The sequence below is a fragment of the Colwellia sp. MB02u-9 genome, assembly GCF_014077085.1.
Taxonomy (GTDB): Bacteria; Pseudomonadota; Gammaproteobacteria; order Enterobacterales; family Alteromonadaceae; genus Cognaticolwellia.
Genome location: NZ_JACGVF010000069.1, coordinates 1 through 23,714, shown reverse-complemented (window position 1 = coordinate 23,714; position 23,714 = coordinate 1). Strand labels below are relative to the sequence as shown.

18 protein-coding genes are annotated in these 23,714 nt (G+C 40.5%); 9 read left to right on the top strand and 9 right to left on the bottom strand.

Annotated features, from left to right (window positions below):
* Positions 1-586: 586 nt before the first annotated feature.
* Positions 587-2,740 (bottom strand): fatty acid oxidation complex subunit alpha FadJ, encoded by a 2,154-nt coding sequence (gene fadJ / locus H4J65_RS02730; protein WP_182195190.1) that lies wholly within the window; start codon positions 2,738-2,740, stop codon positions 587-589.
* On the bottom strand, positions 2,740-4,047 hold the full coding sequence (fadI, locus tag H4J65_RS02725) for an acetyl-CoA C-acyltransferase FadI (protein WP_182195187.1): 1,308 nt from the start codon (positions 4,045-4,047) through the stop codon (positions 2,740-2,742). The genes fadJ and fadI overlap by 1 nt, the downstream gene beginning before the upstream one ends.
* 274 nt (positions 4,048-4,321) lie before the next feature.
* Here fadI and H4J65_RS02720 point away from each other — a divergent pair, with 274 nt between their 5' ends.
* The 8 genes from H4J65_RS02720 to H4J65_RS02685 all read left to right on the top strand — a co-directional run bounded on the left by H4J65_RS02720 (position 4,322) and on the right by H4J65_RS02685 (position 13,119).
* Positions 4,322-5,278, top strand: a complete 957-nt coding sequence (locus H4J65_RS02720) for a MoxR family ATPase (protein ID WP_182195184.1) — start codon at positions 4,322-4,324, stop codon at positions 5,276-5,278.
* Positions 5,279-5,293: 15 nt separating this feature from the next.
* Positions 5,294-6,307, top strand: a complete 1,014-nt coding sequence (locus tag H4J65_RS02715; protein WP_182195181.1) for a DUF58 domain-containing protein — start codon at positions 5,294-5,296, stop codon at positions 6,305-6,307.
* Positions 6,295-6,885 carry a DUF4381 domain-containing protein gene (locus tag H4J65_RS02710; RefSeq protein ID WP_182195178.1) on the top strand — a complete coding sequence of 197 codons (591 nt, stop codon included), beginning with the start codon at positions 6,295-6,297 and terminating at the stop codon, positions 6,883-6,885. The genes H4J65_RS02715 and H4J65_RS02710 overlap by 13 nt, the downstream gene beginning before the upstream one ends.
* Positions 6,882-7,901, top strand: a complete 1,020-nt coding sequence (locus H4J65_RS02705) for a VWA domain-containing protein (RefSeq protein ID WP_182195175.1) — start codon at positions 6,882-6,884, stop codon at positions 7,899-7,901. The genes H4J65_RS02710 and H4J65_RS02705 overlap by 4 nt, the downstream gene beginning before the upstream one ends.
* 1 nt (position 7,902) lies before the next feature.
* The gene (locus tag H4J65_RS02700) at positions 7,903-9,780 is read left to right on the top strand and encodes a vWA domain-containing protein (RefSeq protein WP_182195172.1); all 1,878 of its coding nucleotides are present in this window, start codon (positions 7,903-7,905) and stop codon (positions 9,778-9,780) included.
* Complete coding sequence (locus H4J65_RS02695) at positions 9,774-11,456, top strand: BatD family protein (protein WP_310649908.1); 1,683 nt, start codon at positions 9,774-9,776, stop codon at positions 11,454-11,456. The genes H4J65_RS02700 and H4J65_RS02695 overlap by 7 nt, the downstream gene beginning before the upstream one ends.
* A 441-nt stretch (positions 11,457-11,897) precedes the next feature.
* A complete protein-coding gene (locus tag H4J65_RS02690) occupies positions 11,898-12,413 on the top strand; it encodes a sigma-70 family RNA polymerase sigma factor (protein WP_259367490.1) in 516 nt (171 codons plus the stop codon).
* The gene (locus H4J65_RS02685) at positions 12,406-13,119 is read left to right on the top strand and encodes a DUF3379 family protein (protein ID WP_182138281.1); all 714 of its coding nucleotides are present in this window, start codon (positions 12,406-12,408) and stop codon (positions 13,117-13,119) included. Before H4J65_RS02690 ends, H4J65_RS02685 begins: the two co-directional genes overlap by 8 nt.
* Positions 13,120-13,779: 660 nt before the next feature.
* Here the strand turns inward: H4J65_RS02685 and putP are convergent.
* The gene (gene putP / locus H4J65_RS02680) at positions 13,780-15,267 is read right to left on the bottom strand and encodes a sodium/proline symporter PutP (protein WP_182195166.1); all 1,488 of its coding nucleotides are present in this window, start codon (positions 15,265-15,267) and stop codon (positions 13,780-13,782) included.
* Positions 15,268-15,557: 290 nt separating this feature from the next.
* On the opposite strand from putP, the gene H4J65_RS02675 reads away from it, so the two are divergent.
* Positions 15,558-16,778 carry an EAL and HDOD domain-containing protein gene (locus tag H4J65_RS02675; RefSeq protein WP_182138279.1) on the top strand — a complete coding sequence of 407 codons (1,221 nt, stop codon included), beginning with the start codon at positions 15,558-15,560 and terminating at the stop codon, positions 16,776-16,778.
* A gap of 428 nt (positions 16,779-17,206) precedes the next feature.
* Here the strand turns inward: H4J65_RS02675 and rfbB are convergent, their stop codons facing one another.
* From rfbB to H4J65_RS02645, 6 genes are all read right to left on the bottom strand, one after another.
* A complete protein-coding gene (gene rfbB, locus H4J65_RS02670) occupies positions 17,207-18,313 on the bottom strand; it encodes a dTDP-glucose 4,6-dehydratase (RefSeq protein WP_182195163.1) in 1,107 nt (368 codons plus the stop codon).
* Positions 18,314-18,382: 69 nt separating this feature from the next.
* Complete coding sequence (rfbD, locus tag H4J65_RS02665; protein ID WP_182195160.1) at positions 18,383-19,258, bottom strand: dTDP-4-dehydrorhamnose reductase; 876 nt, start codon at positions 19,256-19,258, stop codon at positions 18,383-18,385.
* Between the two features lie 14 nt (positions 19,259-19,272).
* On the bottom strand, positions 19,273-19,845 hold the full coding sequence (gene rfbC, locus H4J65_RS02660; protein ID WP_182195156.1) for a dTDP-4-dehydrorhamnose 3,5-epimerase: 573 nt from the start codon (positions 19,843-19,845) through the stop codon (positions 19,273-19,275).
* Positions 19,846-20,078: 233 nt separating this feature from the next.
* Positions 20,079-20,957: a glucose-1-phosphate thymidylyltransferase RfbA gene (gene rfbA / locus H4J65_RS02655; protein WP_182138275.1), complete on the bottom strand. Its 879-nt coding sequence runs from the start codon at positions 20,955-20,957 to the stop codon at positions 20,079-20,081.
* 230 nt (positions 20,958-21,187) lie between these two features.
* Positions 21,188-22,198: a UDP-glucose 4-epimerase GalE gene (gene galE / locus H4J65_RS02650; RefSeq protein ID WP_182195151.1), complete on the bottom strand. Its 1,011-nt coding sequence runs from the start codon at positions 22,196-22,198 to the stop codon at positions 21,188-21,190.
* Between the two features lie 53 nt (positions 22,199-22,251).
* Complete coding sequence (locus H4J65_RS02645; RefSeq protein ID WP_182195148.1) at positions 22,252-23,208, bottom strand: DHHA1 domain-containing protein; 957 nt, start codon at positions 23,206-23,208, stop codon at positions 22,252-22,254.
* Positions 23,209-23,714: the final 506 nt, after the last annotated feature.

Genomic DNA, 23,714 nt, shown 5'->3' with positions numbered 1-23,714 from the left:
CCTGCAAGTACTTGGTGGAATTAAGACCTTATAAAGCCTGTTGATTTTTATAAAGATTATTAGACACTACGCTACAAGGAAGTTAGCGTCTTTATAAATTAAAAGTTACTGACATTAAAACAGGCTATATTTTTTATTATGCTGGAAATAACAGGCAATCAAAACCAAAACGCTGGTATATCTTTACACGTTTTTTCATACAAAACATAGGCCAAACAAAAGGACCAAACATTAAACCGGCTATTGCCCATCGCTTTATACCTAAGCCACTGCTGATTGCCTGGCAATAAAAAAACAAAGAAAAAACAACGCTTAATACCCCGCTGAATAACAAAATCATGCTCTACTCACTTTGAAAAATTAGACTTGAAAAGTAAAAAAACCAACACGCCTAGTTATTTTAACAAGTTTAGAGTAATTATTCAAAAACTATGTATTTTATTGTTAGCTTATTATCTCAAATTAATAGACCTCTATTAAAAAAAACAATAAAAAAAGAGGCAATAAATTGCCCCTTAGTAAATCAATTATCACCACCTTAGCGGTAAATAAATACCGTATAAGATAATGTTAGCCAGAGTATAGGCTAATTATAAAAGCTTTCATTTTGCTCTGCCATTTTCACTAAGGCATCACAAGGCGTAAATCGCTCACCAAATTCAGCTTGCCATTTGGTTAATTTACTCACTAAAGTTGCCGCGCCAATCTTATCCATATATTTGAAGGGTCCACCAAGGAAAGGCGGGAAGCCTATACCAAAAATAGCGCCAATATCGCCGTCACGGGCATTGCGGATAATATCTTCATCTAAACAACGAGCTGCTTCATTAAGCATCATATAAACACAGCGCTCAACTTGTGCGTCAGTAACCGTGGTATTGCTCACCTTAAGCCCTAGCAAGGCGTATACACTTTCATCGACTAATTTTTTCTTACTTTTAGTATTATATTGATAAAAGCCTTTTTTAGTTTTTTTACCTAAACGGCCATCATCAATTAATTTAGAAAATGCCTTTGGTGGAGCAAATCTATCACCTAATTCTGCTTGTAGAATGGGACCGATTTTAGCACCGACGTCAAGACCCACTTCATCTAATAGCTGCATAGGTCCAACGGGAAAACCAAACTTAACCATAGCTTTATCAAGCGCTTTAATAGAGCAACCTTCAAGCAATAACGTCGCGGCTTCATTTAAATAAGGCGCTAAGATACGGTTAACATAAAAACCGGCTTTATCTTTTACCACAATCGGTGTTTTGCCTTGCTGCTTGGCAAATGCGACGGTAGTCGAGATAGTTTGATCAGAGGTTTTATCGTGGGCGATAATTTCCACTAACGGCATTTTGTCAGCCGGTGAAAAGTAATGTAGACCAATAACATTTTCAGGTCGTAAAGCGTGCTCTGCTATTTGGCCTATTGGCAAGCTTGAAGTGTTACTGGCGAAAATAGCACTTTCTTTACAATGGCTTTCAATATCCGCCAGCATATTTTGTTTTAAGGCTAAATCTTCAAACACCGCTTCAACAACAAGACCAACATTGCCAAAGCCAGTATATTCTGTCGTACCGGTTATTAGGGCTAATTGACTTTGCATTTCGCTATGACGCATAAAACGGCGTTTAACTTTTTTGTTTAACAAATCATAACCATATTTTAAGGCATGGCTGATACCTTGATTTGAAATATCTTTTATCCGCACAGGTAATTTAGCTTTTGTTGCTGTGACAAAAGCGATACCTCCCCCCATTAGACCGCCACCGAGTACTGCGGTATTAGTTATTTTTTTAGGCGCCACACCTTCAACGCCCTGCTCTTTTTTCATATCTGTGGTCGCAAAAAATAGTTGTCTAAGCTGAACAGAAACATCACTCATCACTAATTGACCAAAATGGTCAGCTTCCACTTGATAACCTTTTGAAGCAGCTTGCTCAACACCGGCTCGAATACAGTCAATTATTTTTAAAGGTGCAGGATAGTTACCTTTAGTTTGACCTAATACCATTTTTGTCGCTTTAGAGAATAAAATATTTCGGCCTACGCTGTTACCTTCAAGTAACTTATCCATCATTGATAATTGACGAACTTTAGGTTTTACCTTGCCAGAAAGCGCTAGCTGCTCTGCAGTTTTCAGTAAAATACTCGACGGCACTACCTCATTTACCAAACCCGATTTTAATGCTTGCTTAGCACGTAATTGCTTACCGGTTAGCATCATATCTAATGACTTTTGAATCCCAACACGCTTGGGTAATCGTTGCGTGCCACCACCACCTGGCAGTAAACCTAATTGCACTTCAGGCAAGCCTAGGACGGTTTTTGGGCTGTCGCTACAAACGATGGCATGACACGCCATAGCAAGCTCTAATCCGCCACCTAAACAAGCGCCATGCACTGCAGCAACAACCGGGATTGATAAATTTTCCAGTTGATCAAAAATCATTTGCCCTTGACGTGACAAAGCCGTGGCTTGCGCAGCAGAAGTACAATTCGCCAACATATGCACATCAGCGCCGGCGACAAAAGAATCCGCTTTACCACTGGCTAATACTAAGCCAGTAATCGACTTGTCTTCGCGAATCTCTTTTAATATTTCCGCGATCTCATCAGAAAATTCAGCTTTTAAAGTGTTCATAGAGTCGCCTTTAACGTCCATGATCAAATGCGCTATACCATTTTCTTGGCGAGCTAAACTAAAGCTTTTATTATTTTCTGCTTGTTCACTATTTGTTACATCAGTCATTAATCTGTCTCCACAATCATAGCCGCGCCTAAACCACCAGCTGCACAAGCTGTGGTTAAGCCAACACCGCCGCCACGGCGGTTTAATTCATTCAATGTTTGTACAATCAATCGAGTACCTGTTGCTGCAAACGGATGACCATAAGCTAACGAACCACCCATGACATTGAATTTGTCCATGTCGATTTCACCAATGGCTTTATCACGCCCTAAATGCGTTTGGGCAAACTTGTTACTGGCAAACATTTTCACGTTGGCCAGCGCCTGTGCCGCAAAGGCTTCATGCATTTCAATTAAATCTATATCGGCTAAATTCATGCCGGCACGCTGTAAGGCGATTGGCGAAGCATAACTTGGCCCCATTAGCATATCTTCCCAAACATCAATAGCGGCAAAGCCGTAACTGCGAATGTAGCCTAAAGGTTTATAACCTAGTTCTTTAGCTCGGCCTTCACGCATCATTAAAATGGCCGAAGCGCCATCGGTTAGCGGCGTACTTGTCGCCGCGGTTACCGTACCGTGTTTGCGATCAAAAACGGGGCGTAATTTTGCATAACTGGCTAACTCTGAGTTTTCACGAATACAATTATCTCTTTCGATAAATGACTTATAGGGTTCGCTATGGGCGGTCATCACCTCACCGGCTAGCTTACCTTCTTGCCAGCTTTTCGTGGCTAAAGTATGTGAGCGATGCGCTAATGCATCTTGTGCTTCACGGGTAATACCATGTGTTTTTGCCATTTGTTCTGCAGTATGTCCCATTGACAAACCAGAAGAATATTCGGCAACGGCCGGAGGTACAGGTAATATATCCTTAAAGTTAAGCTGGCGAATAAGCGCCATTTTTGCACCAAATGAGCGGGCTTTACTTAAATCTAATAAGGTGCGAGCAAATTTCTTCGAGACACCAATGGGCGCAACAGACGAAGAGTCAGCACCGCCAGCAATACCCACATCAACAAAACCCGCCATAATTGACTCAGCAACATTAACGGCAGATTGAAAACTAGTCGCACAGGCACGAGAAACACTATAAGCATCAGTATGAACATTCATGCCAGTACCTAGTACAATTTCACGGGCAATATTGGGTGCTTCTGGCATTTGTACTACTTGCCCAAACACTAACTGGTCGATAATTTTTGGGTCAACGTCATGCTTTTGTAGTAATTCATTGACAACAATTTTGCCTAAGTCGACAGCAGGAACACCATGAAAAGCAGTCGCTTGTTTTGCAAACGGCGTACGTAATCCCGCGACTATAGCTATACGCTCTCCACTGCCGGTTATTAATTTTGATTTTGTCATTTTTAATTCCATCTTGTTGCAACACTCAAGAGGTCAGACCTCTTCGGATTTGTGATAATTCTAACCAACTATAGAAATAATTCAATCATTAGCTTCAAAATTTAAGCAAACTTATATTCTGAACATACCGAGAACACACCAAGTAACTAAAAAGATAAAGAAAAAACCCTACAATTTTGTCATGGTGGTTGTTTTTTTAAAAGCTGAACCTTATATCTACTTATGTGTCAGACCTGCTGACTTAAACTTTTTTAATCAATAAGAACGATAAACTATGGCTATTGAACACTTTTCCTCATTAAAAGAACATTTATCTTCACAAATTATTGGACAGCACGCCCTTGTTGAAAACTTACTGATAGCGCTTTTAGCTGATGGACATCTTATTGTAGAAGGTCCTCCGGGTTTAGCAAAAACTCGTGCAGTTAACGCATTAGCGCAAGGTATCGAAGCAGACTTTCATCGCGTTCAGTTTACCCCTGATTTATTACCAGCAGATTTAACCGGCACAGATATCTATCGCCCTGAAGATGGTACCTTTGTTTTTCAACCCGGACCATTATTTCGTAACTTAGTCTTAGCCGATGAAATAAACCGCGCGCCGGCAAAAGTTCAGTCTGCCTTATTAGAGGCGATGGCGGAAGGCCAAATTACGGTGGGCCGCAATACTTACCCCTTACCTGAATTATTTTTAGTTATGGCAACACAAAACCCGATTGAGCAAGAAGGCACTTATCCGCTGCCTGAAGCGCAGCTTGACCGTTTTTTGATGCATGTTGAAATCGATTACCCTGATGCCGCTAGTGAGTTAGAAATTTTAAAACTTAACCGCGGTGAAGCATTAAAAGTAGCAACAAAAACCATTGAAAAAATGACTCAGGCTGATATTTTTGCTGCTCGCAAAGAAACCATGCAAATTCATATGGCGCCAGCGGTGGAAAACTATATCGTTGATTTGATCATGGCAACTCGTCATCCAGAAAAGTACGACGACAAATTAAAACAATGGCTTGCCTACGGTGCTAGCCCGCGCGCTACTATCGCACTTGACCGCTGTGCACGAGCAAGAGCTTGGCTAAATAACCGAGACTTTGTTAGCCCTGAAGATGTTCAAGCGGTTTTTCACAACGTATTGCGTCACCGGATAATAATGACTTATCAAGCTGAAGCAGAAGGTATCAGTAGTAATCAACTACTTGATCACTTACTCAGCTTAGTGGCGGTTGCCTAAGCGCAAGTTACCTTTATGTGGTTTAATCAAAAAAAATCGACCGAGCAAAACAACCCGCAATTGTTGCTTAATGAACTGGTCAGTAATGGCATCGAATTAACCATTGAAGAGTTAATTCGTTATCAGGCTAAAAGCTCACTCATTAATTTAGCCGCCTCAAAAAGTTTACGTGGCAAAATGTCAGGCAATTATCTCGCCCGCAGCAAAGGTCGAGGCATGGAGTTTGATGAAGTTCGCCATTATCAAAATGGTGACGACATTCGCGCTATTGACTGGCGGGTGACGGCTCGCACAGGAAAAACACACACAAAATTATTTCATGAAGAAGTGGAACGACCCGTGCTTATTGCCACCGACTTAAGCACCAGCATGCTTTTTGGTAGCCGTTTACTTTTTAAATCAGTGCAAGCAGCACATGTTGCAGCCTTAGTGGCTTGGCATGCCAAGTCACGCGGCGATCGCATTGGCGGTATTGTTTTTAACCAACACAATCACCAAGAATTAAAACCCCGTAGCAGGCAACAAGGTGTGCTGCATTACTTGCATGCGTTAGTCCAGAAACACGCGGATTCTTTAACTATTGCTAGCGACCCCTTAAACCGTGAACAAGCAATATTAGCCTTTGAACAAAACTGTGCTCGCCTACGCCAACTCGCTAAACCCGGTAGCTTAGTTTATCTGATCACCGATGCCTTTAATCTCACGGATGAAGCGGTGCGCCATTTAGCTCATATTACTCGACATTGTGAATTAGTCGTTTGCTTGCTCAGCGATCCACTCGAACAAAAACTGCCAGAAAGTAAACATAAAATCAGCGTTGGCATCACTAATGGTGGTGATAATGATGAGCGTCAACAATTAATACTCGGTGACCCAGCACTGGCAGAAAAATATCATCAACAGGCCCTGAGTTTAAGTAACACCAAAGAAGAAAAACTAACTAAAGCTGGCGTGCGCTTACTGCACTTTTGTGCCAGTGAAGCACTCGAAACTCAATTACATCGAGGAGTAGCGTCATGGATCCGCTAGCACAATTAAGTGATATTCATCTACCGGCCAATGTGCACGGTTATCCTATCGCACCAGGTTGGTGGCTTTTAGCCGTTATTGTTTTAGCCTTAATCATTTATGGCCTATTAAAACTGCGACAAGCCATGATTAAACGTCAGGCGCAAAAAATGGCACTCAAACAATTATCAACAGCGACTGACATCAGCGCTATGGTAGCCTTACTAAAATGGGCGGCTTTACAATACTTTCCACGACCACAAGTCGCACACTTAACTGGCCATGCTTTTAAAAGCTTTTTAATTGCCACATTACCCCCTAAGCATCAGCAAGAATTTACTGAACTTAGCGCCGAACACTTTGTTTCTGTTTACCAAAGTACTGCGGTAAGTACTACAACAAGTACTACAGCAAATATAATATCGGCTGAATTTTCAAATGCAGCGAAATTATGGCTTAGCCATGCTTTACCACCCAAAAAAGAGTTAGCTAGGTTAGCGCCTGCAATAATTAAAAACGCAAAAACTACCTTGCATAACAGCCCAGCAGCAGATAAATCAGCTAACGTAGTGCTTGAAAATGACGGAGAAAAATCATGATCCATTTTGATTTCCTCTGGGCCTTAATCGCCCTACCACTACCGTTACTTGTCTATTGGTTACCGGCTAAAAAACAAGTACAAGCCGCGCCACTTAGAATGCCCACCATCATTAAAGGTATTCAGACACCAGAGTTTGCCCCCGAAAAGAAGAAGTCATCAATACTCATACTCAGCCTTACTTGGCTGTTACTGGTACTAGCGAGCACTCAACCACAATGGCTGGGTGAATCTGTCAATGTGCCCACTGAAGGGCGCGAGATGATGATCGCGGTTGATTTATCCGGCAGTATGCAAGTAGAAGACATGAGCCTCAATGGCCGCAGCGTTAATCGTCTTGATATGTTAAAGCAATTACTAGGTGAATTTATCGCACGACGCAGTGGTGACAGGTTAGGTTTGATCTTATTCGCTGACGATGCTTATATGCAAACGCCGATGACCTTTGATCGTAAAACCGTGCAACAAATGCTTGATGAAACAGTGTTGGGCTTAGTCGGCAAAAAAACTGCGATTGGTGACGCTATCGCACTTGCGGTTAAACGCTTTGATGAAAAGAAAGAATCAAATAGGGTTTTATTGTTACTCACCGATGGTCAAAATACCGCGGGTAAAATTACCCCCGACCAAGCGCTTGAATTAGCTGTAGCAAAAAACATCACCATATACACTATTGGTATTGGCGCTGATGTTATGGTGCAAAACTCATTATTTGGCGCTCGTCGCGTCAACCCTTCAAGTGATCTTGATGAAGAGTCTTTACAACGTCTGGCTGATGAAACCGGTGGTTATTATTTTCGCGCTCGCGCCAGTGAAGACATGAGTGAAATTTATCAACTATTGGACGCTCTTGAACCCGTAGAACAAGAACAACAACAAATGCGACCTTTAACCGCTTTGTTCCACTGGCCTTTAGGCTTAGCCTTGCTGATAAGCTTACTCACGTTGTTAACTAAGAGCATCTCCAATGGTCGATTTTTCCTCAACAAAAAAGCAGCAACCGGAGTGACGGATTAATATGGCTGACTTTCATTTTATTCGCCCGCTCTGGCTATTAAGCATAATTGGCTTATTTTTAATGCTGTTTATGTTAAAAAAATTGCGTGTTAAGCAGTCAGGTTGGCAGCAACTGCTACCGGCACATTTAGCAAAAGTATTAGTGCAAGGTAACGCTAAAGCAAAATCTAACTCATTGCTGCTGCCGTTTTTAATCGGCTTACTGTCAATTTTAGCCATGGCAGGACCGAGTTGGCAAAAACTACCACAGCCGGTTTATCAAGTAGCACAAGGCTCAGTGTTGATCATGGACATGTCGTACTCTATGTATGCCACCGACGTTGCTCCTAATCGCCTAACACGCGCACGTTATAAAGCCATAGATTTACTCGATAGTATTAAAGACGGTGAAATCGGTCTTATTGCCTATGCGGGTGATGCTTTTAATATTAGTCCGTTAACCGATGACAGCAATAACATAAAATTACTTTTACCCTCATTAAGCCCGGAACTTATGCCGGTGTTGGGTAGCAACCCATTTGCCGCATTGGCACTGGCCAATGAAATGTTAATCAATGCCGGTCATAAAGACGGCGATATTTATTGGTTCACTGACGGTATCGATAATATTGATATTCAAGATATAACCCAATGGTCACGCGATCATCCTTATCGGCTTAATATTCTTGGCATTGGTACAAAAACTGGCGCGCCCATTAAACTCAGTAATGGCGAACTGATGAAAGATGACAATGGCGCGATTATTGTGCCTAAGTTAACAGTGCAAGCTTTACAGGGCTTAGCCCAACGCGGTAGAGGCAACTACGCCACCCTGACCCAGAACAACAAGGATATTGAACGACTGACCTTCAAACCGCTCAGCACTGACATGGACACTGACAACACCAAAGCCAGTGAAAATACCGGCGATCAATGGCAAGAGTTTGGCCCCTACTTACTGTTATTAATTCTGCCTATGGTGTTAAGTTATTTTAGACGTGGCGCACTACTGGCAACCCTGCCGTTCGCTTTAATGTTAATACCCAATAACCAGGCTCAGGCTGATATTTGGCAAGATCTTTGGAAAACTAAAGATCAACAAGGTCAAGCGCACTTTAACAGTGAGCAATATCAGCAAGCAGCAGAACAATTTAAAAACCCACTATGGCAAGGTAGTGCCTACTACAAAGCCGGTGATTACCAACAAGCCTTAGCCGCATTTAAACAAGAAAACACCGCAGAGGCGCTATTTAATCAAGGTAATGCTTTAGCTAAATTAGAAAAATTTGACGATGCAATAGCGGCCTATGAACAAGCCTTACAGCGCGATCCAAACTTAGCCGATGCAAAAGCGAATAAAGCCTTGCTTGAAAAGTTAAAGCAACAACAAGAACAGCAAGAGCAAGAATCTGGTGACGAAGAACAGAAAAATGATCAACAAAACAATGACCAGCAAGACAATGATCAACCAGGTGAAAACCAAGACGGTGACAGTCAAGACAGCCAAAGCCAGAACAGTGACAGCCAAGACAGCGAACAGCAGCAGCAAAATCAACAGAACTCAGATAAACAAGAGCCAGGCGAACAAGATGAATCTTCTGCGCAAAAAGATGCTGAAGAAGGCCAAGAGCAAAAAAATCAGCAAGAAACTGACCGCGATAAACAACAGCAAGCTAAAAATGCACAAGAAGCGAAAGCCCCTGAAGATTCAAGCGATGCACAAAGCCTAGCAGCCAAAGAGTTAGCCGAACAATTGGCCAAAGAAACCGAACAAAAACATCAACAATTACTCAACAAAGTCACTGATGACCCCTATATGTTACTGAGAAATAAAATGCAGTTAGAGTATCAAAAACGTAGTCAAGATCGTCGAAATGTAGGAGTTAAGAAAAAGTGGTAAAAGTTATAATTTCTTTGTTGGCTATTTTATTATCATGTCATAGCTACGCATTAACAAAAGTCAGCGCATCGGTTGATAAAAACCTGACCATGGCTAATGAATCGTTAATATTAACCATTACCGCCGATGATGATGTTAACGCAAACGCCTTAGATACATCAGCACTATTAACTGACTTTATTGTCGGTAGAACATCGGTTAGCTCACAAACTAGCATGATCAATTTTGACACCACACGCACCACCACATGGAATACGGTGTTAATACCTCGAAGTTCAGGTGAGCTAGTGATACCCGCGTTTGACATTAATGGTTTCAAAACCCAAGTCATCACCATTAATTCACTAGCGGCAAACGAATCAGCCACTGCAAACCAGCAAGACCTGTTTATCACCACACAAGCCTCTGCCACCGACTTATATGTTCAGCAGCAAATCACGTTAACCGTAAAACTACACTTCGCTGCAGAATTAAAGCGTGGCAGTTTGAGCGAGCCCAGCCTAGTCAGCGCCAATATTTTACAAATTGGCAAAGACAAAGAATCAGAAAGTATTATCAAAGGCAAACGTTATCGTGTTATTGAACGCGTGTACGCCATTAGCCCACAAAAAAGCGGTGATATGATATTAAAAGCACCGGTTTTTTCTGGCGAGATCATCATAGCCTCGGCAAGGCGATCTAACTTTTTAAGTTTTGCCGATACTAAACCGGTTAGTGTGGTAGGTGACGATATAGCGTTAACGGTTAAAGCTATTCCAGCGCAAGTTAGCGGGTTATGGTTGCCCAGCGAATTATTCGCTTTGCAGCAAGAGTTTCAACCCGCGCCAAGAAAATTTAAAGTGGGCGAACCGATCACTCGCACCATTACACTTACCGCAGTAGGGCTTTCAGAGGAGCAACTACCTGAAATTACCATGCAAGTTCCGCAAGGACTTAAAGTGTACCCAGATCAAGCTAAACTGCATACCGGCCTAAACAATGAACGTTTAGTCAGCCAAAAAGTGGTTAACTTTGCTATTGTTGCCAGTAAAGCCGGTGAATATCAGTTACCCAAAATTAGTATTCCTTGGTGGAATACCGTCACTAATAAAGCAGAAATAGCCACAATAGCAGGGCAAAAAATCATCGTATTACCCAACGCTGATATAGCACCAAGTACCATGCAGCAGCAACCACCGCGCATGAATTTTGAAAACCCAACCACACCAAAAGTTGTAGAAAGCGTAATCATTCAGCAAAACACCTTCTTGCAATGGCTATTTCTAGCCTTATGGCTGCTCACCTTATTAGCTTGGTATATAACAGCAAAGCGCCCTTTTAAGCCTAAGCAAGCCAATAGTGAAACTAACACCAAGGTCAGTAATGCTCATCTTGCTATTTTAGCTGCCTGTAAGAAGAATAATGGCGAATTAGCCTTAGCATGTTTGCTGCCATGGGCACGCTCTCAATCACAATCATTAGGCGATAATCAAAGCCAAGTACTAACAACACTTGACTCATTGCACGATTATTTTAACGACCCCGCACTGTCTAACGCTATTATTGAGTTGCAACAAAGCTATTATGGAAAAAATCCAAGTGCTTGGTCAGGCAACAAGCTGAGCCTTGCCATTCAAGCTCTGAATAAAATCAAACTCAGCAAGTCATCCGAGGTTGATATCAGTATTAATCCTTAGCAGCGTCTAGCAATTAAGCTTATCTACATTAACGTTATTGAAATCACCTGTTCAACATAAATAAAGCCGACCTATTCAAGGTCGGCTTTTGTGTCAAAGATAGTTAAATTTTATTTAACTTAATGGACTAAAGTCCAATCTACAGAAAAACTTCGAGTGACAATGCAACCTTGGCCGATTTTTTCTCGGTCAGGCTTTAATCCGTTAAGCGTTAAGCAAACGATTAACCTCAAAGAGCCAAAAAACCTAGCGCTAATAACTTAACACTAAAAACCTACCACTAAAAAACATCACTTTTGACTTAAAAATTTTTTAACAACAGCTACATCTAGAAAAAGTTAATTCAATTAAATTTCAAGCAGTTATTTGAGCTATAGTGGGACTATGTAAATAAATGCTTTTGTGTGAAATAAAATGACAAAGCCTCAGGTCTTTTACAACATGGCGACAAAACAAGTTAGATACGAAGCACTCGTTAAAGCATTACATGCAGATTTATATCGATATGGCTACTGGTTATGCCACGATAAGCATATTGCCGAAGACTTAGTGCAAGAAACATTTTTACGTGCATGGCGCGCGCTTGACTCGTTGAAAGACGAAAAGGCGGCAAAGTCATGGTTAATCACTATTTTGCGCAGAGAAAACGCTCGTCGTTTTGAGCGTAAGCGTTTTGACATGAGCGAATATGAAGAAGCCACTATTGCCGATGTCAAAGCCACCAGTAGCGAACAGGAAATTGAAAACTACTGGTTACGGGAAAAAATAGCAAAAATGCCTGAAGAATATCGTGAACCCTTAGTTTTACAGGTAATTGGTGGTTTCAGTGGTGAAGAAATTGCCAGCATCTTGTCACTCAATAAAAATACCGTGATGACACGATTATTTCGTGCACGCAATCAATTGAAAGAGGCCGTAGACGACGAGCCAAAATTAAGAGGTCTACACAATGGATGACTTAAAATTTAGACGCAGTATGCTAGCAGAGCCAAATAACCGTGATGATGCTATCAAGGCCGCGATTAAAAGTGATTCCGCAAAACAAAAATTTTCGCAAGAACTTGACACATTAGAACATAAAATCGCTCAAGCCATGCATATCCCCGTGCCTGAAGATTTAGCTAATAAGTTAATTTTACGCCAAACTTTTGCTAGCCATCAGCAACAAAAACGTAAAACACGTGTGCGTTTGTCGATGGCAGCATCTGTTGCTCTGGTGATGGGCTTAACCGTTAACTTTATGATGTTTTCTAACACCTATAAAAACTTGGGTGACTATGCTATCGCGCATGTTAATTATGAAGCATCGCACTTCTCTAACAATGATCAACCAAGGGTAACACTGGCCTCATTAAATGAGAAAATGGCGACATTTAAGGGCAGTTTTGATAGTACCTTGGGTAACTTAATCTTCGCTGATTATTGTCGTTTTAATGGCAGTAACAGCCTGCATTTAGTGTTTCAAGGTCAATCAAGTCCGGTCAATATTTTTATTTTACCCGATGACAAAGACATTAAGTTTGTTGCTAATTTTGCTAATGATAAGTTACAAGGTCGGTCATTAAACTTTAATCATTCAAATATCATTGTAGTAGGAGATAAGAACGAGCCTATAAAGCAATGGCAAGAACGAGTGAGTGATCATATTACTTGGTCAATTTAGTCGTCAAACTGATACTCATGCCAATAAATCCCTTACCTCTTAGCCAACTTAAAAAAACTTAGATTACAGGTTCGTCGTTTCAGACTGAGCCTGAATACCTACATCCATGTGTTGATTGCTACGACATTGATAGCTTGCATCTGAGGCCAATTAGAGCGGTTACCCAAATTTCATCAAGATAATAGTTATGCTCGTTCACTGCTAATACGTTGCCCCAATGTTCTTCACCCTTTGTACATCAACGTACTAGTGTTGTGCCGCTATGAGTGGCTAATAACAACCTTATTAGCTCCTTATCAAATAGTAAACACCGCATATTAAGTCGCCTTTAAACGCACTCTTTTGCCGTTCCCTCGCGCTTCGATCACCGCCCATAGTTTTGTTGTATAGTTAGTCACTATACAAAATGCTATTTATTCTAAAAGCTCTGGCAAGCGCTAAGTGAGAGCTAACTTAATGGCTTGGGTTTAAATTCCACGATTTAACAATAGATAGAGATTAAAGCCGTCAGCTTAAAAAACTATTGCTCAGAAAAAAAATAACAAAAAAAAGCCGTTAACATGAATTAACGGCTTCTATAACTTACTTAAAACTATTTAAAGTTTTACTGACAGCTAATAACTTAAAACTCAACGCTATCTATATCAGTTTATTTTAGTTTTAACTATGTTTAGCAACAACCTCATCAAATAATTTTTCGATTTCTGGTTGCTCTTTGGTTGTTAAGCGACTAACCAATACAATAGCGATACTTGCCATAATAAAGCCAGGTACAATTTCATACATCACATCACTAAGATGCTGACCATTTAGCGTTATAGGTGCATATATCCACACTAAAACGGTAATAGCTCCGGTCAACATACCGGCTAATGCACCATGTCGATTCATTTTCTTCCAATACAAACTCATAATAACCAAGGGTCCAAATGCAGCACCAAAACCGGCCCAGGCATTACTGACTAAAGTTAATATTGAGCTTTCTCTATCGTAAGCAAGAAAAATAGCGACAATGGCTACCAAGGCGACTGATATTCGGCCAACCAAGACTAATTGCTTTTCACTAGCGTTCTTATTCAAAAAGGCTTGATAAATATCGCCCGTTAATGAACTTGATGTCACCAATAATTGCGAAGAAATGGTGCTCATAATCGCCGCTAGAATCGCCGCTAGAATAAAGCCAGCGATAAGAGGGTGAAACAGTACCTGCCCTAATAAGATAAATATTGTTTCCGCATCATCAACTACCAAGCCTACTTTAGCCGCGTAAGCCACACCGGCAAGACCCGTAGCCATAGCACCACACAATGAAACGATCATCCAACTCATACCAATTCTTCTCGCTGCCGGTACATCTTCTACCGAACGAATAGCCATAAAGCGTACAATAATGTGAGGCTGACCAAAATAACCTAATCCCCATGCCATGGCAGAAATTATGGTGATAATAGTGACACCACTAAATAAGTCTATGAAGGCAGGGTCGACTTTTTCAATAGCTTGCATCATAGCGTCAGTACCTCCAACATCAGAGATCGCGACAATGGGCACAAGCACCAAGGCAACAAACATAATACAGCCTTGTACAAAATCAGTCAGACTCACAGCTAAAAAACCACCGAAAAGTGTATAAAGTACAACAACACCAGCGGTAATATATAAACCTACTTCATAGGTTAGACCAAACGAACTTTCAAATAATTTACCACCGGCAACAATGCCTGAAGAAGTATATAAGGTAAAAAATAAAATAATAACAATCGAAGAGGTGATGCGAAGTGCGTGTGAGCTATCAGCAAAGCGATTTTCGAAAAAATCGGGCAAAGTAATCGAATCATTTGCCATCTCGGTATAAGTTCTTAATCTTGGTGCTACGATAAGGTAATTTAAATAAGCACCTAGGACTAAACCAAAAGAAATCCAAGCACTGCTCAAGCCTACTGTGAACATTAACCCGGGTACACCCATTAGCATCCAACCGCTCATGTCAGAGGCCCCGGCAGAAAGCGCTGTTACCCCAGGTCCTAAACTACGTCCCCCAAGCATAAAACCAGATACATCGCTAGTTGATTTTCTATAGGCATAAATACCTATTCCCAACATAACAACAAAGTATAGTGCCAATGAAATCATCGTTCCTACAGCCATTTAACCTCCGAAAAACATTATACCAATCGAACCAATTTATTTTATCACTTAACGGTCATTGATTTGTTTGGTATTAAAACTGTTCAAATATATAGCACATTGCTACTCAATTGAACGTGAACAACAATAATAGGCTTAGTTAATAATTGATTCCATGTTTTTCGTAAGTATTAACAATTATTTGTGTTATAAATGAATCAGCTAATGTGAAAATTAAGTTAACTAAACAATAATACTAAATAAAAAAACTAAAATTATTTTTTATAACATAGGATTAATTAGGAATTTGAATGTACTTTTACGCAGCTAGGCAGCCAATATTAGATATAGATAAAAATCTATTTGCCTACGAATTGTTGTTTCGCGATAGCATCATCAATGTTTTCCCCGATATTGATGGTGACGAAGCGACAACAAAAATTATTGAAGCCAGTAACTTTAATCTTGGCATTAGTGAATTTACTGGCAATAAACCTGCCTTTATTAATTTTACTTTAGAAACCCTCATTAAAGGTTATCCAGAAACATTAACACCAGAAGAAGTGGTTGTTGAAATTTTAGAGACCGTAAAGCCAGGTAAAAAGTTATTATCGATATGCAAAGATTTACATAAAAAAGGCTATACTATCGCGTTAGATGATTATATTCATCAATCTGTATGGCAGCACTTTTATCCTTTTATACACATCATTAAAATTGACTGGCAAATCACCACATTAGACACCATAGAAATTGTAAAAGCTGCCATTAAAGATTTTCCGCACATTAAATTGCTGGCAGAAAAAGTTGAAACCTACGAAGAATATAACCAAGCATTAGCGTTAGATTTTGAATTATTTCAAGGCTTCTTTTTCGCTAAGCCTGAGATGATAAAAACCAAAAGTCTATCGCCATCACAAATAGCAATGGCAGAACTCCTCTATGAAACCTCAAAAAAAGAGTTAGACCTTGCCAGTATTACATCAGTTTTTGAACGCGATGTTACTTTGTCCTACAAACTACTGCGTTATGCTAACTCAGCAATTTTCAAACGTCGCACTGATATTTCAACGATTAAACAAGCACTTGTTATATTAGGCTCAGCTGAATTAATACGTTTTCTGGGTTTAATGTTTGCAGCAAATATTAATCCTGATAAGCCATCTGAACTTATTAACGAGGCTATGATCCGAGCAAAATTTTGTGATTTAATGGCCAGTGAAATTAAATCACCACTAGATAGCTCAATTGCCTTTTTAACCGGTTTATTGTCGTTAATTGATGCCATTGTTGACGAAGACTTAGCCAATATTCTCACCAAGTTGCCACTAGCTCAAGAAATCAAAGACACGTTATTAACCCGTAAAGGTGATATGGCGGCCTTAATTATGCTGTTAGAGTTTATTGAACGAGCCGAGTGGTCAAAAACCAACATAGTCATGGCCAAGCTTGGCTTAAACAAAGCCACTGTCCTTAAAAGCTATAATCAAGCAATCGCTTGGGCAGACGAACAAAAACTTGCCAATTATTAGTCATCACTTAACAAAAATTTAAAGGCGTGGCATAGATAGCTGTCAGTAAAAATAGCGATCAGCTTTCAGTTAACTCTCTTTGGCACAAATGACGACTGAAAAAACAAGACTCAGCTGTAAATGGTTGATTGCCGATCACGTAAATCAACTGCTTAACAGCTGACGGACTGAAATCCGATCGACAAAACAACCGCCCAAGGTTGCATTATCACCTGTATTTTTTATGTAGGTTGGACTTTAGTCCATCGAGTTAAATGCAATTTAACTACCTGTGGCATAAATACTAATCAAGAATAAACAGTGTTTGGTTATTCAAAAAGGCTATTCAAAAATATCAGATTTTTAAAGACATATAAATATCCACGTCTTCTTCAGCGTTAAATTTAAGATAGTATTTAGATAAAATAGCCTCGTCAAAGCTTATAGACTTAAGTTGACGAGTATTGCTCTGCTATCCAATTTTGGTATGAGCCATCCATCACACTCTGCCACCAGGATTCATTATCTAAATACCAAGCAACCGTTTTAGCGATACCGGTTTCAAATGATTCTTTAGGTTGATAGCCTAACTCATTATTGGTTTTAGTCGCGTCAATAGCGTAACGACGGTCATGGCCAGGCCGGTCTTTGACATAAGTAATAAGTGATTCAGTATTTTGCTCAATGGCCGCTTTTGCATTCGGAAAACGTGTTGCTAAAGCTTTATTTTTAATAAATTCTTGTTCTACCAGTTTTGAAATGGTTTTAACAATATCAATATTTGCCCATTCATTATCGCCACCAATATTATAGTTTTCACCCACTCGACCATTTTGTAAGACTAAATCAATGCCATAAGCGTGGTCTTCAACGTATAGCCAGTCACGAATTTGTTGGCCATCACCATATATTGGCAAAGCTTTATTATGCAAAATGTTAGTAACCACTAAAGGAATAAGCTTTTCAGGAAAATGAAACGGCCCATAATTGTTTGAACAGTTACTCGTGGTAACATTTAAACCATAAGTATGGTGATAAGCACGTACCAAATGATCACTTGCCGCTTTACTGGCAGAATAAGGCGAATTGGGGGCGTAAGCAGTATCTTCTGTAAAAGCAGGGTCGGTCGCTAAAAGCGTGCCGTACACTTCGTCTGTAGACACATGATGAAAACGATGCTCGGCAAGTACACCATCACCGTCTAACCAAACTTTTTTCGCCGCTTTAAGTAAGCTATAGGTACCAATAATATTGGTTTCAATAAAAGCATCAGGGCCAGTAATTGAGCGGTCAACGTGAGATTCTGCCGCAAAATGCACCAAGGTATCAATACCCTGTTCAATCAGTAATGCTTCAACTAACCCTTGGTCGCAAATATTGCCATGCACAAAAGTGAAGTTTCCTTCATCCTTTACACTATCTAAATTAGCCATATTTCCTGCATACGTTAGTGCATCAAGTACAACAACTTTATCGGCTGGATACTTTGCCATCCAGTAGTGTACGAAGTTAGCCCCTATGAAACCTGCACCACCTGTAACTAATAATTTTTTCATAACAACTCTCTAAGAAATTTGATATATAAGCGATCAACACTGAGCAATACATAATAAATAAACAATAAATTAAGACTGCTCTGCTTTTAACGCATGCATCATAGTGGCCAACTGTGTTTGCCAGTGAACAAACGAAAGCTCAGGCAAGGCAAGCATTAAACTGCTTTTATCTAACACACTATAATGTGGCCGTTTGGCCGGCGTTGGGTATTGGGCAGTAGTTATCGGTTTGATGGGTATTTTTTTAGTTAATAAACCCAGTTCATAGCCCATATTTTGAATAGCGACCGCAAAATCAAACCAGCTGGCAACACCCGTATCGGTATAGTGATGAATACCTGTGATATTGTGCGTTAAACTTGCAATACAAGCTGCAGCCAAGCCCTTCGCGTAAGTAGGCGACCCTACCTGGTCACTAATAATGCCAAGCTCAGGCTTGGTATTCATTAAGTTCAGCATAGTTTTTACAAAATTATTACCGTGCGTTGAATACACCCAAGACGTGCGAATAATAGTGCTTCGCTCTGGGTAAACCTTGGTAATTAACTGCTCACCTTGAGCTTTACTCGCGCCATAAATCCCTAAAGGCCGTATTTCATCCTTAGGTAAATAAGGCGCGCCTTTATCACCATGAAAAACAAAGTCTGTCGATATATGCACAAAAGCCAAGGATAAATTTTTACACGCCTGCGCGAGATTACCTACCGCTTTAGCATTAAGGGCGTAGGCATTGTTAACATCACTTTCAGCCTTATCTACGCCGGTATAGGCAGCAGCATTTATAACACCCGCAGCTTTATGCTGCTGTAAACTATGAGTGATTGCTGCAATATTTTGCAGGTCAATATCATTACGCCCTAAACAGAGTATTTCATGCTCGGGAGATGAAAACTGACTTAACTCCCAAGCTAATTGACCCGACTTGCCTATAACAATTATTTTCATGGTTTTATCTGACTTTACGTATACAAGGAAGTAAGCGAAGCAGTAAACGCGGGGGCATCTTTAAACAACAACCCCACTTCATCTTTTACGGCTAAAACAGGCGCTTGACCATTAACCAGCGGCCACTGAATATTTAACGCTGGATCATTCCACAATAGTGACACTTCATGCTCTGGCGCATAATAATCTGTGCATTTATAAACAAATTCTGCTGACTCACTCATGACATAAAAACCATGGGCAAAACCTTCAGGCACCCATAATTGACGCTTATTTTCACCAGAAAGCACCACGGCGACATGCTGACCGAAAGTAGCCGACGATTTACGCATATCAACCGCAACATCATAAACCTCACCTGAGGTAACACGTACTAACTTACCTTGAGTGTTTTTCAGTTGGTAATGCAAGCCGCGCAAAATACCATGGCTCGATTTACTGTGGTTGTCTTGTACGAAAGTATGTTCAGAGCAATGCTCATTAAACGTATCAACACGGAAGGTTTCCATAAAAAAACCACGTTCATCACCAAATACTTTTGGTTCAATAATTTTAACGTCGGCTATCCTAGTATCAATATAATTCATAAAATCCCATCAAAACTTCAAAATCAACTTATGTAGGGGCGAATTCATTCGCCGTGGCAAAACCTAATTATGAATCCAAAAAGCGACTAAAGTCGCCCCTACAAGGAGATAAAATAAAAACCAAAAGCTCTTTTGTTAAAAACCTCATTCGCTTCTTATTGTTTCCTTCCTGTAAAAAAATAAGGCCATATTTCACAGGGAGAAATGAATGAGAACAGCAGAAGAGAAGCCCTTTAAAACACACGCTCTTCAATCAGCTTGATCAAATATTCGCCATAGCCACTTTTAAGTAAAGGCTGGGCAATTTCACGCAGCTTTGCTTCAGTTAACCAACCATTGCGAAAGGCAACCTCTTCAGGGCAGTTAACCTTTAAACCCTGGCGCTTATCAATAGTGGCAATAAATTGTGCTGCAGCGAGTAAGTCGTCATGAGTACCGGTATCAAGCCAAGCCGTGCCACGGCCCATAATTTCGACCTTCAATTCACCCGCTTGCAAATACTGCTCAATCACATCAGTAATCTCTAATTCACCGCGCGCTGAAGGCTTAACATTTTTAGCTAATTGCACTACGCGAGCATCAAAAAAGTACAAACCAGGTACCGCATAATTTGACTTAGCCACTTGAGGTTTTTCTTCAACAGATATTGCCGTACCGTTCGCGTCAAACTCCACCACACCATATGATCTTGGATTCGACACATGGTAGCCAAATACAGTACCACCACTTAATTGTGCATTAGCATTTTTAAGTGACTTGACCAAATCGTGGCCATAAAACATATTGTCACCAAGTACTAAAGCCGCCGCAGAGCCATTAAGAAAATCTTCAGCTAATATAAAGGCTTGGGCTAAGCCATCTGGGCTAGGTTGAATTTTATAAGAGAGGGTAATACCAAAATTTGAGCCATCACCTAATAGTTCTTCAAAACGGTGGGTTTCTTCTGGTGTTGATATGATGAGTATTTCTTGGATACCTGCTTGCATTAGTGTCGCAAGTGGATAATAAACCATAGGTTTATCGTAAACAGGCATCAGCTGCTTACTAACAACTTTCGTGAGTGGGTAAAGTCGTGTGCCACTGCCGCCGGCTAAAATTATTCCTTTATGCATAAATCGTCCTTGTTTATAATAAATTCAGTACAGTAATTATTGTGCTTAGAAAACATTAACTAAAGTTGCATTATCACCCATAGGCTATATCTAGCTTGACTTTAGTCCATCAAGCTTAAATACAGCTGTCAATTATTCATCTGCCAAGCGTGCTAATATCTGCTTGGTTTTACTGAGAGCTGACAGCTGATAGCTAACAGCTTTACTTCGAATTAAAATCAGTAATTTAGCTATTCAAAACCATTGGGGTTTTTAGACTGCCAGCGCCAAGTATCTGTAATCATAGTAGCTAAATCAAGTTTTGCATGCCAGTCGAGTAAGGTCTTCGCAACACTTGCATCAGCGTAAACGGTGCCAATATCACCGGCTCGGCGTGGCGCAATGTTATACGGGATATCTTGTCCTGAAATCTCTTGAAAAGTGTTAACTATCTCTAACACCGAGGTACCATTACCTGTGCCCAAGTTAATCGGTACACAGCCTTTAATGTCACTTAATGCCTCTAACGCTTTAACATGCCCTTGGGCCAAGTCTACTACATGAATATAATCTCTAACGCCTGTGCCATCGGGGGTCTGATAATCGTCACCAAAAACTTGTAATTGCGCTAATCGGCCAACAGCCACTTGTGACACGTAAGGCAATAAATTGTTCGGAATACCATTAGGGTTTTCACCAATAAGACCAGATTCGTGTGCGCCAATCGGATTAAAGTAACGTAAACAGGCGATTGACCATTGTTCGTCACTGCGTGCTAGATCAAAGAGAATATTTTCAATCATCAGTTTGGTTTGACCATAAGGATTGGTCGCAGACGTTGGCATAGTTTCATCAAGTGGCGAGGGATTATTTTCACCATACACAGTTGCTGATGAACTAAACACTAAGTTTTTAACGTTATGCTCTGCCATAACTTGCAACAGTGTTACCGAACCAGAAACATTATTATGATAATAACTTAATGGCTTAACACTCGACTCACCCACAGCTTTTAAACCGGCAAAGTGCACTACAGCTTCAATGTTATGTTGCTCAAATACTTGCTTTAGTGCTTGGCGATCACAAATATCAGCTTGAATAAAGGTTACCGACTTGTCTGTTATTTGTTTAATACGGTCCAGCACTAATGTTGAAGAGTTGGATAAATTATCAACAATAACAATGTCTTTATCTAGCGCCAGTAATTCAATAACGGTATGGCTACCAATAAAGCCCGTTCCGCCTGTGATCAACAAACTCATCTTTAAATCCTTATAAGGTTAATGCTATTTATTATTGAATACCCGAAAGTAAACTATTGATAATATTTTGACACCAACGCAATGAATTTACCAAGTTTTTCTTTCGGTAGTTGATTGATGCCCGCCGCGGCAGCTCGACCACCGCCGGTGTCAAATTGTGCACAAAGTTCACCAGCGCCCACTTTATTATTAATAGGGGCACGCAGGCTTACCGTGTAACTAGCATCAATATTTAAGGTGATCACCGCATGCGCTTTATCAGGCTCCTGATTGGCTAATTCATTACCATAAACCCCACTGACTCTGCGCGACCAAGCGGCATCTTCAAGCTCAATAAGCTGCAAAGCTGCATCATCATGCAATACGTTCGCCTGTTTAGCTTGTGCCATGTCGCTTAAGTAGGCTTGCTCAAGAATGGCAAAAATAGAGTTGGCTTCATTAATCAAGGTAAAAGGGTCTGGATAGCCCAATAAAGTGGTAAATAAAACATCAGGGGCAATATGTAAATCATCAACCGTGCGACCGTAACCGTTATAGTTAATATAAATCCCTAAATTTTTCAGCTGAGCTTGTTCGCTATCTGACAAGCCAGCTTGCTGCGCTAACTGCTCGGCCGCTCGTAACATATTATCGCCAAAAGCCCCAACAATAGCCCATAAAGCAGATTTGCCAGCTAAATATTGATTCACCAATAAACTGGTGCAAGTATTGGCGTCAATATCTATAATTTTATCTAAATGTACAGAGGTCGGTATTTCACCCGTGCGATGATGATCAACATAAAACACCTCAACATTATTGGCAAGCAAGGCCTCTAAAGCGACAATGTTTTTTTCCATAGAAATATCAAGCACAGTAACAGAAGTTGCCTGTTCGACAGGTACTTGCTGTAATAATTGAATGTCGCGTTTAACGCCAGTGATCAGTGTTGAGGCTTTCGGTTGAGCCAAGCGCAGTTGTAACAGGGCAATAATGCCGTCAGCATCGCCATTAAAAACATCATAATGCATGCAAAAATCTCCTATATAAATTGTTTACTGATAAAGTTAGCATAAGTTACTGGTTAGTGTAATCTAGCTTGGATTTTAGTCCCTCGGGATAAGCGCCTGCTAATAGTTGTCGGACTAAAGTCCGACCTACATAAACAATTGCCCAAGGCTACATTATCACCCGTAGGTTTTATGTGGGCCTTTGTAGGTTGGACTTTAGTCCATCAAGTTAAATGAAATTTAACCGTCTTCTGCCTCAATGCCAATTGAGAAAATAATACTCGCTACCAGTGCTTGCTGGCCCATCACGTTAATCGCCGGCTAATAGTTGTCGGACTAAAGTCCGACCTACATAAACAATCGCCAAACGCTACGTTATCACCCGTAGGTTTTATGTGGGCCTTTGTAGATACCATCTCTCTATACCGATTTCAAACACTCATTTAAATTGCTTGAGATCGGTATTCGCTTTGGTGCTTTAACACCCCAAAACAAATCTGTACTAACTTTCTCATTGCAGCGCCAAG